Source organism: Streptomyces argenteolus (assembly GCF_042902585.1).
GTDB lineage: Bacteria > Actinomycetota > Actinomycetes > Streptomycetales > Streptomycetaceae > Streptomyces > Streptomyces argenteolus.
The window spans coordinates 1,007,153-1,021,406 of the sequence record NZ_JBIBEG010000001.1; the positions used below are offsets into that span (position 1 = coordinate 1,007,153).

Sequence of the window (14,254 nt, forward strand, 5' to 3'; positions counted from 1 at the left end):
ACCATACGTACGCCGGTTCGGGGCCGCTCACCAGGTGGGCGGTTCAGTCCGTGACGTCGATGAGACAGGAGTTGGTCTCGACACCGGCAGCGGTGACCACCTGGACCTCCACGGCGCCCGGTTCAACCTCGACGGGCACGGGCACGGTGAGCACGGTGTCCGCCGGGTTGGCGAAGCCGCCGGTGACCGGGATGAGGGGGACGTGGACGTGCACCCTGCCGATCCTGACGACGACCCGGGCGAGCCGGTCGGGGCTGCCGGCGCCCGGCGGCACGAATCCGGCACCCCGGATCTCGATGTCGTCGCCGGTACGGATCGGCGCGTCCAGATCCCCGGCCTCCCTGGCCCGTACGACCGACAGGATGACCGGGCGCCCGCCCTCCGCGTACTTCCCGGCGAAGTACGTCGCCGCCGAGACCCCCACGAGGACCGCGAGGCCCCACGGCAGATCCGGCAGCTGCTCCGGGCGGCGGGCCAGGCGGACCGCGGCGAACAGCACGGCGACGGTGCTGACCAGCACGTACTGCACGTCGGTGAAGCTGCCGCGACCGGAGTCGTCGGTCAGCAGGTCGGCGGCGCGCGGCCGGTCGGCGCGCAGCTTCTGCAGGCGCTGGGACAGGACGCGGACGGTGACCACCCGGCGCACCACGACGGCGACGGCGCACACCAGGGCGAGCACGGACAGCACGCCGGCCGAGCGGACGAGGTCCAGGCCCTCGATCAGCCGGTCGCGATCGCCGTGGTCGGACGCCCCGGCCAGTTGCAGGGCGAGGACGAGCACGGCGAAGACGGCGAGCAGCACCCAGGAGGCGGCGATCGTACGCGAGGTGGAGAGCCGGTTGTCCTCGCCGATCAGCGGGGCGAGGAGCCCGCCACGGGCCCGGTGGACGCGGGCGGCGCCGGTCAGCAGGCCGGCGGTCACGCAGGCGGCGACGAGGCCGGCGGTGCGGGCGGTGGACCAGCCGGCTCCGACGGCGGTGGCGGCCTCGCCGACGACCAGCAGGGCCACGCCGCCCCAGACCACGGTCAGGGTGCGCCGCCACAGGGTGTGGAGCCAGGCGTCACCGGCCTCGCGGCTGCGTTCGGCGACGCTGCGGGCCGACTCGGTCAGCTCGTCCGACACCCACTGCCGGGACGCGGAGACGGACTGGGCGACCCCGCCGGGCAGCCCCCGCCCGGCGGCGAGTTCGTCCCGCTTGGCGAGGAAGGCTGCCACGGCCCGCCGGTGACCTTCGCGTGCTCCGTGCGGGCAGTCGCCACACGTACAGCCACCGCCGTGCGTGCTTTTCGCCCTCGCCTCGTCCAACGCCACGGAGAACGCCGCCCTTTCCCACCCGATCGAACCAACTCGCCGCTTATTCCTGCGAATTGTGCCGTACGGAGCGGCCTTCGCCCGCATCGGGGCGGACCGGGGGCGCGTGTCGCCGGAATGTGCGATTCCCGGGCGCTGAGGACGGGGATCCCCCGGGCGCCGGGGCCTCGGTCCTCAGGCGCCGGCGCCCGGGGTCCTCAGGCGCTCAGGACGAGGTAGGCGAGGCCGAGCGTGCCCCGGTATCCGCCGTAGTAGCCGCCGCGGCGCGCGTCGACGGCCTCGGTCATCCCGGCGTGCAGCGGGTGTCCCGGATGAGCCAGCGCCCAGCGCTCGCCGCGTCCTATGACGGCGGCGGACTCGAAGAGGTCCCACTCGCGCTGGTCGGCGACGGTCACCTGGAGCGGCCTGAGGCCCGCCGCCTCCGCCGCGCGGATCAGCTGGAGGAGCGAGCCGAAGTCGTCCCGCTCGGCGCCCAGTCCCGCCAGGGCGGCGGCCGAGGGTTCGCGCTCCCAGAAGCCGTCCCCGAACAGCACCCGCCCACCGGGACGCACGGCTGCCCGCAGGGCCTTCAGCGCGTCCGGGGTGCCGCCGGGCCACGCGTGCGAGGACCCGACGGAGACGGCGAGGTCGTAGCCGTCACCCGGAAACTCCGCCGCAGGCACCTCGTGGAACCGCACCCGGTCGGCGAGCCCCCGCTCCCGCGCCAGCCGCTGGCCGCGCGCGACGGCTTCCGGGTCGGTCTCGATGCCGTCCCCGGTGGATCCGGACGCCGCTTCGACCAGGCGCATGAGCAGTTCACCCCAGCCGCTCCCGAAGTCGGCGATCCGGGCGCCGGGGGCCGGGGCGCAGGCGGCGATCAACTGGGCGGCGTGTTCCTCGGAGAGCGGGGTGTTCCATGTGAGGCGGTCGTTCCCGGGGGCGGCCATGAGGGCGCGGATCTCGTCGTTCGGCATGGCCGGGAGCCTGGCACGGGTCGCCGGCGGACGCCATGGGTTTCCACGGACCCCGGGGGTGGACCTGCGCCCATGAGTGCTCCCGTGCCGCACCCCCGGTGGATACGACGATGCCGCCGCCCGGACGAAGGAGCGACGGCATCGGCATCGGCCTCAGGGAGCAGGGGTCACTCCCACTCGATGGTCCCCGGCGGCTTGCTCGTCACGTCGAGCACCACGCGGTTGACCTCGGCGACCTCGTTGGTGATACGGGTCGAGATCTTCGCCAGCGTCTCGTACGGCAGACGCGACCAGTCGGCCGTCATGGCGTCCTCGGAGGACACCGGGCGCAGCACGATCGGGTGACCGTAGGTGCGGCCGTCGCCCTGGACACCGACGCTGCGCACGTCGGCGAGCAGGACCACCGGGCACTGCCAGATGTCGCGGTCCAGGCCGGCGGCGGTCAGCTCCTCGCGGGCGATGGCGTCCGCCTCGCGCAGGAGGTCGAGCCGCTCCTTGGTGACCTCGCCGACGATGCGGATGCCGAGACCGGGGCCGGGGAAGGGCTGGCGCTGGACGATCTCCTCCGGCAGGCCGAGCTCCTGGCCGACCATCCGGACCTCGTCCTTGAACAGCTGGCGCAGCGGCTCGACGAGCTGGAACTCGATGTCGTCGGGGAGGCCGCCCACGTTGTGGTGGGACTTGATGTTGGCGGTGCCGGTGCCGCCGCCGGACTCGACGACGTCCGGGTAGAGGGTGCCCTGGACGAGGAAGGCGACCTCGGGGCCGTCCTCCTGGAGGATCTCCAGCTGGGCCTGCTCGAAGACGCGGATGAACTCGCGGCCGATGATCTTCCGCTTCTGCTCGGGGTCGGAGACCCCGGCCAGGGCGTCGAGGAAGCGCTTCTCCGCGTCGACCACCTTCAGCTTCGCGCCGGTCGCGGCCACGAAGTCCTTCTCGACCTGCTCGGTCTCGCCCTTGCGCATCAGACCGTGGTCGACGTACACGCAGGTGAGCTGGGAGCCGATGGCCTTCTGCACGAGGGCCGCGGCGACCGCGGAGTCCACGCCTCCGGAGAGGCCGCAGATGGCGCGCTTGTCGCCGACCTGCTCGCGGATGAGGGCGATCTGCTCCTCGACGACGTTGGTGGTCGTCCAGGTCGGCTCGATGCCCGCACCCCGGTAGAGGAAGTGCTCCAGGACCTGCTGGCCGTGGGTCGAGTGCATGACCTCCGGGTGGTACTGGACGCCGTACAGCTTCTTCTCGTCGTTCTCGAAGGCGGCGACCGGTACGACGTCGGTGGACGCGGTGACGGTGAAGCCCTCCGGAGCGGCGGAGCAGGCGTCGCCGTGCGACATCCAGACCGGCTGCTCGGCGGGGGTGCCCTCGAAGAGGGTGGAGCCGGTCTTGGAGACCGTGAGCGGAGTGCGGCCGTACTCGCGCGCGCCGTTGTCGTCGACCGTGCCGCCGAGGGTGGTGGCCATCAGCTGGAAGCCGTAGCACATGCCGAAGACCGGGACCCCGGCCTCGAACAGCGCACGGTCGATGCTGGGCGCGCCCTCCGCGTACACCGACGAGGGACCGCCGGACAGGATGATCGCCCGGGGGTTCTTGGCCAGCATCTCGGCCACCGGCATCGTGGACGGGACGATCTCGCTGTAGACCCGGGCCTCACGGACGCGGCGGGCGATGAGCTGGGCGTACTGGGCGCCGAAGTCGACGACGAGGACCACGTCGGTGGTGATGTCGGCGGCGGCGGGGGGTGCTGCTGGCACGAGGCGGCCTTCCGGCGGTGGAGAGGGGGTCGGTCCTCCCAATTCTACCGGCCGTGGAGCGGCGCCCCGCCGGACGGCCGTCTCACCATCCGGGCCCGCCGTGGACCGGGCCCGGCACGGGGGCCATACTTGCTCCCATGCGTCAGCACACGATCTTCGTCTTTACCTATGGCATCCGGTCCGCCGGCTGCCATGGTCGTGCTGCTTGAGCAACTGACAAGCAACTTTCCAGGCGCCCCGGACCGACAGGTCCGGGGCGTTCTGGCGTTCCGGGTCTGTCGCGCCGGGGCCGGCAGCCCCCGGGAGACACCGATGAACAGCACAGCACCCACCAGGACCGCCGCCGAACTGACCGGCGCCCACACCGACGAGGCCGCCACCCTGATCGGGGACGCCCGCGCGCGCATCGACGCCCTGGACGACCGGATCATCGGTCTCGTCCAGGAACGGATGGCCGTCTCGGCGGTCATCCAGGAGGCGCGGATCACGTCGGGGGGCCGCCGGGTGAACCTCTCCCGCGAGATGGACGTCCTCGGCCACTACAGCGAAGCGCTGGGCAAGCCGGGCACGGCACTGGCCATGACGCTGCTGGAGCTGTCCCGCGGCCGGGTGTGACGTACGGGAGGACCGCACGGGCCGCCCAGGGCCTTGCCGCGCCGGCCCTGGCAGCGCCGCGCGGGCGCGCCGGGAGCCTGGACGTCCGTGCGGCGAGGCTGTACGGCCGCACCCGCGTTCGGGCCCGGTCTCACCCGTACGGCGCGTGACCGGGCCGGAGGAGGCCTCGTTGGTCCCTGTGTCCGTGCCAGCCAGGGGCGGAAACATCGGTAGGAATCCACGCGTGGCTCCGCCGGGACGTGTGGCGTACCAGCGGTACGCCGTGGGACCACGTTCCGGCGCGTGTGACCGGTCGGCAGGGGACAGCAGCCCGGTCACCCATGTGCGGCCGGCCCCGGGGACGCCCGGGACCGGCCGCCCTCGGTCTTCCGTACGGCGATTACAGACGGCCTCTTCTTCACGGCGGGTGCGAGACCCGTCCGGCGCGGTCACGGCGCCCCCGGTGCGCGGAGTCGCGCGGTACGGGGTCACGGGGTCAGGCGCCCCCCGTCAGGCACGGCGCACAGCGCGTGGCGAGGGTCACATGAGGATGGTGTGAATCCAGGGACAACCGTTTCCCCACCTCACAGGTCATGCAGGGCGAACACCACAGGTCCGTCCGTGGCGGCGAAGGTGCCTGTCCCCGTGACGGAGCCGGCGGCCGACACCGCCGGGATCACCGGGAGCCTCGCCGAAACCGGTTCCTCCTCCAGCACGCCGATGGTCGCCCTCGCGGGCGGCGCGGACGTGGTGCTGGGTGCCGGCGATGTCGGTCGTGCGGCGGCGCAGGAACGGTGACTCCGCCGCCAGAGGCGCGCGTCACCGGCGGGTACGGGGAGGGGCTGCACTCGGAGGGGGGTGCAGCCCCTTCTCGCCGTCCGGGCCCGCTCCGCCCGCCGCCGGGCTCAGGCCTCGGTGACGGCCGGCTTCGGGGGTACGACCGGGACGGCCAGGAACGGCAGCTTCAGGGCGCCGAAGGCCTGCTCCGGCACGGCGGGTGACTTCGGCGCGACGGCGGAGAGGCGCTCGTAGGCCGCCTCCTGCGCGGGGCGCGGGTCCTCCTCGCCCTTGTTGGGCCAGAACGACATCGCGCGCTCCGCCTGCGCCGTGATGGTCAGCGACGGGTTGACGCCGAGGTTGGCGGAGACCGCGGAGCCGTCGACCACGGAGATGCCCGGGTGCCCGTACAGCCGGTGGTAGGGATCGATGACCCCCTCGTCCGGGCCCGCTCCGATGGGGCAGCCCCCGAGGAAGTGCGCGGTGAGCGGGGTGCCCATCAGCTCCCCGATGTTGGAGCCCGCGAAGCCGTTGATCTCCTCGGCGAGCAGGGTCGCGCCCTGGGTGGCCTCCGCTATCTGGGTCGGGTTGGGCGAGCCGTGCCCCTGCCGGGCGGTGAGCAGTCCCTTGCCGACGCCGCGGGGCTTGCGGTACGCGGTCAGCGAGTTGTCCAGCGACTGCATGACGAGGCCGATGATGGTCCGCTCCGACCAGCGCCGGTTGGACAGCGAGCGCATCGTGAGCCACGGGTGCCGGGCCACGTTGCCGAACCAGCTCAGCACCCGGTGCGTGCTGTAGGGCACCTGGAGGATGGTGAGCGCACCCATGGCGTTGGAGCCCTTGCCGTAGCGCACCGGCTCGATGTGGGTGTTCTCGTCGGGGTGGATCGACGAGGTGATGGCCACGCCCTGGGTGAAGTCGGCCTTGGCGATGCCGTGCTTCTTGCGGTAGCGGCGGTCGCTGGTCTGCGCTCCCACGAGGCCCTCGGAGTTGGTGCGGGTGAGCTCGCCGAGCCGTGGCGACAGCCGGGGCAGCAGCCCTTCGTCCTTCATGGTGTGCAGCAGGGTCTGTGTGCCGTACGTACCGGCCGCGATGACCACCTTCCGGGCCCGCAGCACGGTCGGGGCCGCCTTGCGGCGGTTCGTCGGGACGGTCGACACCCGGTGGCCGCCGTCGGCGTCCTCGGTGACCGCGACGACGGACGTCATCGGGTGGATGACGGCCCCGGCCTTCTCCGCGAGGTACAGGTAGTTCTCGTTCAGGGTGTTCTTCGCGCCGCGGCGGCAGCCCGTCATGCACTCGCCGCACTCGGAGCAGGCCTTGCGGGCCGGTCCGGCGCCACCGAAGTAGGGGTCGGCGACCTCTCCTCCGGGCTTCGTCCGTGCCGATCCGTCGGCGTCGCGGCCGTCCCCGAAGAACACGCCGACCGGGGCGAGGTGGAAGCTGTCGCCGACGCCCATGGACTCGGCGACGGCCTTGAGGTGGACGTCGGCCGGGGTCACGGTCGGGTTCAGCCGTACGCCCAGCATCCGCTTCGCCTGGTCGTAGTACGGCGCCAGCTCCGTCTTCCAGTCGGTGATCCCGGCCCACTGGCTGTCTTCGAAGAACGGGGCGGGCGGCACGTACAGCGTGTTGGCGTAGTTGAGGGAGCCGCCGCCGACACCTGCGCCCGCCAGGACCATCACCTTGCCCAGCAGGTGCACGCGCTGGATGCCGAACAGGCCGAGGGCGGGGGCCCACAGGTAGTTCTTGATGTCCCAGGAGTTCTTGGGGAGCGTCGCGCGCGTGAAGCGGCGGCCCGCCTCCAGGACGCCCACCCGGTACCCCTTCTCACTGAGCCGCAGGGCCGAGACCGCGCCGCCGAAGCCCGAACCCACGACGAGGACGTCGTAGTCGTACGCGTCGTCGTCCGCGGCCGGAGCGGCCGGTCCGGCCTGGTTCTGGGCAGGGCTGTCCTGGGACATGGCTCTCCTCGGTACGAAAAGGGCAGGTAGGAGCGGGTGAGGGCGCGGGAGGGCCCGCCGGGCGGTCAGCGCAGCCGGAAGGCCTTCATCACCTGGAGGCTGCGGCTCATGAAGGCCGCGTACTTCTCGTCGTCCATCCCGAAGGCCGGAGCGAGGGGGATCAGCCGCTGCTGGGCGACCGTCTGCGCCTCGGTGTACTTGAGGATGCCCTCGGAGCCGTGCCGCCGGCCGAGACCGGAGTCCTTCATGCCGCCCATGGGCGACTGGACGCTGCCGTACGCGGGGGCGTACCCCTCGTTGATGTTGACGGTGCCGGTCCGCAGCCGCGCGGCGACGCGGTGGCCGCGCCGGGCGTCCTTCGTCCAGACGCTGGAGTTCAGGCCGTACGGGGTGGCGTTGGCGAGGGCCACGGCCTCCTCGTCGTCGCTGAAGCGGTAGACGGAGACGACGGGGCCGAAGGTCTCCTCGTCGCACACGGCCATCGGTGCCTGGACGCCGTCGAGGATGGTCGGCTCGTAGAAGAGCGGGCCGATGTCGGGACGGGCGACGCCGCCCGCGACGAGGGTGGCACCCTTCTCGACGGCCTCGGCGACATGCCTGCTGACGGTCTCCAGCTGCCGTTCGCCGACCAGGGAGCCCATGTCGGCGCCGTACGCCAGGGAGTTGCCGAGGCGCATCGCCTTCGTGCGGGCGGCGAAGCGCTCGAGGAAGGCGTCGGCGACCGAGGCGTGGACGTAGAGCCGCTCGATGGAGATGCAGAGCTGCCCGGCGGAGGAGAAGCAGGCGCGGACCGCACCCGCGGCGGCCTTCTCCACGTCGGCGTCCTCCAGGACGAGCATGGCGTTCTTGCCGCCGAGTTCGAGGGAGACGCCGACGAGCCGGGCGGCGGCGCCCTGCGCGACCTCGCGGCCGGTACGGGTGGAGCCGGTGAAGGAGACGTAGTCGGCGTGGCTGACGACCGCCGGGCCGACGACCGGCCCCTCGCCGATGACGACCTGGAACACCCCGGCGGGCAGTCCGGCCTCGATGAGCAGGTCACGGGCCCACAGGGCGGTCAGCGCGGTCTCCGTGTCCGGCTTCATCACGACGGCGTTGCCGGAGACGAAGGCGGGGAGCGCGTCACCGACGGAGAGTTCGAGCGGGTAGTTCCAAGGGGCGATCTGGCCGATCACCCCGCGCGGCTGGCGCAGTTCGGTGACCTTGGTGAGGGTCGGCACGACACCGGTGTGCCGCTTCGGCTTCAGATACGAGACGGCCCTGCGCCCGTAGTGCCGGGCGGCGACCGCGACGGCCTGCACCTCCTCGTGGGCGTGCAGCCTGGCCTTGCCCGTCTCCAGCTGGATGAGGTCGAGGACCTCGGACTGGCGCTGCAGGACGAGGTCGTGGAAGCGGAGCAGCACCGCGGCCCTGGCCCGTACGGAGGTCGCGGCCCAGGCGGACTGGGCCGCGCGGGCGCGGTCGAACGCGATCTCGACGTCCTCGGGGGTGGACTCGGGCAGGTCGGCCAGCTTCTCCCCGGTGAAGGGGCTGTGGTTGGCCGTGCGGCCGGAGCCGACGATGTCACGGGTCAGCTGGGCGATCACCTCGGGCGTGACCACGTCGGCGGCGGTGCGTGCGCCCGCGGGGGCGGCTGCCACCGGGTTGGTGCCGACGCGGGCGCCGGGGGCGGCCGAGGTGGTCGTGGAGGCCTGCGAGTCCGTCATGAGGGCGAGAGTATGTCCACTCGACCACTTTGGGTACCCGTGGGTAACAGGTTTTCACAGACCCGGCCGGAGAGTCCTTCCGCCCACGGATACCTAGCCAGTGATCACTGGCGGCATAACTGCTGATCAGGAGCGATACGCGGTGCATCCGTGGATGCGCGCGCCAGGAATCGTGAATCTTCGCCCTCCCGCACCGTCACGCCGGTCCGAAGGTGCGCCACGGCGTTCCGGGGGCGGGTAGGGCGGTCCGCAGGGGTCGCGGGTGCGCCTGTCCGGGGCCGGGCGCACCGAGTCGGGGCGGCCACCCCGGTCCGGAGGCGGGTGCGGCGGTTGTCACCCCGCGCTCTCCGGCGGCTGCCAGCTCCGCAGCATCGTCTCGAAGAGCTGCCGCGTCTCCTCCCGGTCCTCCGCGGGCCCGGTCAGGTAGAGCGCGTACTCGGGACCGCCCGTCCCGGCGAAGTACATCTGGTCGATCCCGTGACGCGGGCCCGGGTGGTCCTTGGACTCCACCCAGGTGAACTCCCAGCGGGAGCCGGGGCGGTCGCGGAAGGTGTTCGACTCCATCGTCAGGCGTGCGTACCCCGGGAGCCGTGCGGCGAGATCCTTCTCGATGCTCCGCATGTGGTCGAGGGGGTTGTCGAAGTCGGGCTGCGGATCGAGGCTGATCCTCATGCGGTGGGCGCCGCCGTCCGGCGTGTAGTCGATCTGCCCGTTCTCCGTCCGGCGCTCCCAGCCCTCGGGGACGAGGAGACTGAAGCCCTCGGGATCCTGGACCCGCTTCCAGCCGTCGGGTGTCTCGTCCGGCGCGGACTCCTCCACCGCCGGGTCGGCGCTCGGCACCGTCGAGGACGAGGGCGAGGGGGCCGGACCGGCGGTGCTCCGCTCCCTCGTGCCGCCCGAGGTGTCCGCGCTCTCGTCCCCGAACTTCATCGCGGCGAGGCCGGCCGCACCGCCCAGCAGCGCGGCCAGCACAAGCACCAGCAGGACGACGCGCCACCGGCCCCCGCCGCTCCCGGGGGCGGAGGTGTACGGGGGCGCGGGCGGCGGGGGCAGGGGCTGGGCGAGGTGGGCCGTCGAGCCGTCCGGTGCGGCGAAGGCGCGCAGCTGCTCCTCGGAGACCCGCTGCGTCGGTACGTGCGCCTGCGCGGCCCGGGGCCTGCGCCCCTCCATCGCGTCCAGGAGCATCCGCTCGGTCTCCTCGGCCGTCGGCCGGTCCGCGGGGTCCTTGCGCAGCAGCGCGGTGATCACGGGTTCCAGGGCGCCGCCGCGCAGCGGCGGAGGCGGCTCCTCCGTGACGACGGCCTGCATGGTGGAGATGGGTGAGCTGCGGCGGAAGGGCGAGGTGCCCTCGACGGCCGTGTAGAGCGTGGCACCCAGCGACCAGAGGTCGGACGCCGGACCCGGATCGCCCCCGCGCACCCGCTCGGGTGCCAGGTAGTCGATGGAGCCCACCAGCTCACCCGTCCTGGTGATGGTGGAGTCCCCCTCGATCGCGGCGATCCCGAAGTCGGTCAGGAGCACCTGCCCGTCACGGGCGAGCAGGACGTTGGCCGGCTTCACGTCACGGTGCAGCACACCGGCGCCGTGGGCGGCCCGCAGGGCGCTCAGCACGTGCAGCCCGATCCTCGCCGCCTCGCGCGGCTCGACCTCGCCGGACTCCTTCGCCGCGTCGGCGAGCGAGGGGCCGTCGACGTACTGCATGACGATCCAGGGGCGGTGGTCGTACTCGATGACGTCGTGGACGGTCACGACCCCCGGGTGGGTGATGCGGGCCGCCGCACGCGCTTCCTTCTGCGTGCGGGCGTGCAGCACGGCCCGGTCCGCCTCGGCGGCGTACAGTCCGGCGGTCAGCTCCTTCACCGCCACCGTCCGGTGGAGCACCTCGTCGTGGGCCCGCCACACCTTGCCCATGCCGCCCCGGCCCAGGACGTCACCCAGCCGGTACCTCCCGGCCAGTACGATCCCCGCGTCCGTTCCCTGCGCGTGTTCCACGTGTGTCCCCGCCCCGTTCCTCGGGACGACAGATTACGGACGGGGGCGGCACGGCGTAACCTCGCACCGCCCACGAGACCGCACTGTGACGCTTGTCGCGTCGCCCCGGCGGTCCGTCAGGAGCCCACGCGGTACGAGGAGATGGCCTGCTCGTAGATGTCGGAGACCTTGTCCCGCTCGTTCTCCGGGCCGATGACCTGCAGGATGTGGTACCTGCCGTCGACGATCATGACCAGGTTGCGGACGTACACCTGCCGGCCGCCGCTCTCCTGCCAGGTGAACTGCCCCTCCGCCATGGCCTGTTTGCCGACATCGACGCGGCGCAGCCCCGTCGAGGTGGCCCAGCTGGACTCGCGGAAGGGCTTCAGCTCGGGTTCACCGGTCCGCTGGTAGTCCAGCGGATCGCTGCCGTGCGCCTTGACGGTGTCCCGGCCGGGCACGACCAGGACGCTGAACCCGTCGCCGCCGTAACGGATCTGACGGTCCGCGTTGGCGGGGCTGCGCTGCCAGTCCTCCGGCACACCGATCTCGAAGCCCTCCGCGTCCTCACGGAGCTTGTAGCCCGGCGCGAGGGCGACGGCCGAGCGGCTGGTCTGCGGTTTCTCGGAGCCCGACGAGCCGGAGGACGCCGAGGCGCCGGAGGACGCCGTCGCCCCTGCGGACGGGCTGCCGGAATCCGGGTCCGCGGGCGCGACGGAGTCCGCGGGCGCGGCTCCCGCCCCTGATCCGGAATCCGCCTTGGGCATGAACATCACCGCGTAGGCCACGGCCGCGGCCATGAGCAGCAGGATCAGCACCAGCAACAGCCGTCCGAGCCGCCGGGGCCCCCGGCGGCCGGGCGGCGGCTGGCGCAGCACCTTGGGCCCCTTGGGCTCGCGGGGCGCGCGCGGCGGCTTCTCGTACGCCTGCCGGCTCTCGTACTGCTTCTCGCCGCGCTGCGACCTGCCCTGCCGGTGCCTGCCGTGCGCCGCACCGCGGCCCCGGCGCCGCCGCACCAGCTCGCCACGGCGACGGACCACCGGCAGGCGGGTGGCGTCGGCGGGCGGCATCGCGACGATGTCGGCGCCGGCCTCGGGCTCGGGGGCCGAACGCACGAGGGAGCGCAGCCAGCCGCGCAGCTCCTCGAAGTCGGGGCGCTCCGTGGGGTCCTGGCGCAGCAACGACTCCACGACGGGGCGCAGCGGGCCGCACTCCTCCGCGAAGGCGGGCGGCTCTCCACAGACCATCTGGACGAGCTCGGCGGCATTCTCCTCGGGGTACGGGGCATGGCCCTGCACGGCGCGGTAGAGGAGGGCGCCGAGCGCCCACAGGTCGGTCGAGGGGCCGATGGGCGGGGCCAGCTGCCAGTTGTCGTGCACCGGCCCGGCCTGCTCGGGAGCCCACCGCTCGGTGACCGCGCCGACGACGGCGATACGTGCCTGCCGGGCGCGTTCGGCGGCCAGAGGGGTCGCGGGGCCGCGATAGGCGGGTGCCTCGCCCCTTCCGGCCACGACCTCGTCCCACCCGCCGGCGGGCCGTCGGGCCGTCGCGGGCTGCGGAAGCCGGTCCCGGCGCTCCACGGCCCCGCCGCCGAGACGCTGGGCGTCGGCGCGCAGCGCGTCCTCGCCGGAGCGTCCCGGTCCTCCCGAACTGCCTCCGGCGGGCACGGGGCGGCCGGCGCCGGGGCCGTCGCCCCAGGTGCCGGCGAGGTGGACGCGACGGCCGGGAGGCGGCGGGCCGCCCGGGTCCTCGTCGTCGTCCTCGTCGTCCTCGTCGTCGTACGGGTAGGCGTCGCCGGCCGCCCTGCCCCAGCTACCGCCGGTCAGCTGCGGGGGGCCGGAGGCGGGAGGAGCCGCCGGCTCCTCGCGCCCGGCCTCGCCCGCCTCACGCTCGCGGTCCGCCGGTTCCGCTTCCGCGCGCCTCTGCTGTTCGCCCGCACGGGCCGCCGCGCGGGCGCCCGCGCGGTAGGCGGCGATGGCACCGGCACGCGCGGCACGCAGCTGCGCCGCGCTCCCGGCCCCGGGCGGGGCCGGGAGCTGGGCCGGCTCGGCGCGGGACGCCGGGGTGGGCGGACCGTCGCCGGAGGCCCTGGGCGCGGGCAGGGCTTCCTGGGCGGGCGGCTCACCGGCCCGCCGGGCGTCCTGGGCGGGGAGAGCCTGCGGCGCGTACGGAGGGCTGTCCGGAGCCGGGAGGGCGTACGGCTCGTGCGGAGCGTCCTGGGCCGGGAGGCCGTACGGCTCGTGCGCTCCCTCCCGAGCGAGCGGTCCACCGGCGTACGGAGCGTCCTCGGCGGGGAGTCCACCCGCGTACGGAGCGTCCTCGGCAGGCGGTCCGCCCGCGTAGGGAGCGTCCTCGGCGGGCAGGGCGTGGGGCGTGTGCGGAGCGGGGTCCGGAGCGGGAAGGGCGCCGGGGGCGTGGAAGGCGTCGCCCGGCGGGAGAGGTGCGGGCCCGGCGCCGCGCTCGGGCGGCTCGTACGGGCCGGTGGGGCCCGTCTCCACCGCGGGGGGCCCGTAGGTGTCCTCCCCGTCCGGCTGCGGCACGGGAACGTATCCGCACAGCGCTTCCTCGGCCGCCCCCGCCGCCAGTCCGGTCAGCACGACCCGGCCGTCGTCGCAGACCAGCACCGTGCGGACGGTGATGTTGCGGTGGGTCCAGCCGTGGGCGTGCAGCACGCGCAGCGCCGTGAGCACGTCGGAACCGATCTCCGCGGCCCGGTAGGGATTGAGCGGCCGTTCCGCGAGCAGCGCGGCGAGCGGCCGGGCGGCCACCAGTTCGCTCACTATCCAGAGCGATCCGGCCTCGGCGAACACGTCGAAGACCTGGTCCAGACGCGGATGGTCGGGCACCTGGGCCGCCGCCTGCGCGGCCTCGATGGCCCTCCGGACCGCCGGGTCCGTCGAGCGCCGCACCGTACGCCCCGAGGCGCGCCTGGCGGCCGAGGGCAGCCCCTCGCCGTCGAGCACCTCGGCGTCCACGACCTCCGGCAACGGCACCTGCCGGACCAGGACTTCTTGCCCGCTGTAGGTGTCGAACGCCCTGGTTTCCGCCAGTTCGTACGCATCGGAAGGAGGCAGCGGAAGGCGGTAGCGGTCGGCCAGTACCCGACCCGCGTAGTCGTCCACGACGCCTCCCCAGAGCGCGCTGTCCCCCGGTCATGAAGACCGCATAATCCATCAATTGCGGTCACTTACTGTGCAATTGATCCACGATTGCGGCTGCGTACGGT

Annotated in this window: 9 protein-coding genes; 2 read left to right on the forward strand and 7 right to left on the reverse strand. The window is 73.4% G+C overall.

Going from position 1 to position 14,254, the window contains the following annotated elements; translation table 11 throughout:
- Window positions 1–43 precede the first annotated feature (43 nt).
- The 3 genes from ACFY8O_RS04440 to guaA all read right to left on the reverse strand — a co-directional run bounded on the left by ACFY8O_RS04440 (window position 44) and on the right by guaA (window position 4,019).
- Complete coding sequence (locus tag ACFY8O_RS04440; RefSeq protein ID WP_387898743.1) at window positions 44–1,312, reverse strand: hypothetical protein; 1,269 nt, start codon at window positions 1,310–1,312, stop codon at window positions 44–46.
- Between the two features lie 197 nt (window positions 1,313–1,509).
- Window positions 1,510–2,265: an SAM-dependent methyltransferase gene (locus tag ACFY8O_RS04445; RefSeq protein ID WP_387898746.1), complete on the reverse strand. Its 756-nt coding sequence runs from the start codon at window positions 2,263–2,265 to the stop codon at window positions 1,510–1,512.
- Window positions 2,266–2,432: 167 nt separating this feature from the next.
- Window positions 2,433–4,019, reverse strand: a complete 1,587-nt coding sequence (guaA, locus tag ACFY8O_RS04450) for a glutamine-hydrolyzing GMP synthase (RefSeq protein ID WP_145803963.1) — start codon at window positions 4,017–4,019, stop codon at window positions 2,433–2,435.
- Window positions 4,020–4,331: 312 nt separating this feature from the next.
- On the opposite strand from guaA, the gene ACFY8O_RS04455 reads away from it, so the two are divergent.
- Together ACFY8O_RS04455 and ACFY8O_RS04460 are read left to right on the forward strand one after the other, a co-directional pair.
- Complete coding sequence (locus ACFY8O_RS04455; RefSeq protein ID WP_145803964.1) at window positions 4,332–4,634, forward strand: chorismate mutase; 303 nt, start codon at window positions 4,332–4,334, stop codon at window positions 4,632–4,634.
- 624 nt (window positions 4,635–5,258) lie between these two features.
- Entirely contained in the window at window positions 5,259–5,411 is a 153-nt protein-coding gene (locus tag ACFY8O_RS04460; protein ID WP_387898749.1) for a hypothetical protein, read from the forward strand.
- Window positions 5,412–5,518: 107 nt separating this feature from the next.
- On the opposite strand, the gene ACFY8O_RS04465 is transcribed toward ACFY8O_RS04460, so the two are convergent.
- From ACFY8O_RS04465 to ACFY8O_RS04480, 4 genes are all read right to left on the reverse strand, one after another.
- Window positions 5,519–7,354, reverse strand: a complete 1,836-nt coding sequence (locus ACFY8O_RS04465) for a GMC oxidoreductase (protein ID WP_145803965.1) — start codon at window positions 7,352–7,354, stop codon at window positions 5,519–5,521.
- 65 nt (window positions 7,355–7,419) lie between these two features.
- Window positions 7,420–9,057 (reverse strand): succinic semialdehyde dehydrogenase, encoded by a 1,638-nt coding sequence (locus ACFY8O_RS04470; RefSeq protein WP_387898752.1) that lies wholly within the window; start codon window positions 9,055–9,057, stop codon window positions 7,420–7,422.
- A 333-nt stretch (window positions 9,058–9,390) separates the two neighbouring features.
- On the reverse strand, window positions 9,391–11,049 hold the full coding sequence (locus ACFY8O_RS04475; RefSeq protein WP_387898755.1) for a protein kinase domain-containing protein: 1,659 nt from the start codon (window positions 11,047–11,049) through the stop codon (window positions 9,391–9,393).
- A 116-nt stretch (window positions 11,050–11,165) separates the two neighbouring features.
- Window positions 11,166–14,150: a protein kinase gene (locus ACFY8O_RS04480; RefSeq protein WP_387898758.1), complete on the reverse strand. Its 2,985-nt coding sequence runs from the start codon at window positions 14,148–14,150 to the stop codon at window positions 11,166–11,168.
- Between the last annotated feature and the right edge of the window lie 104 nt (window positions 14,151–14,254).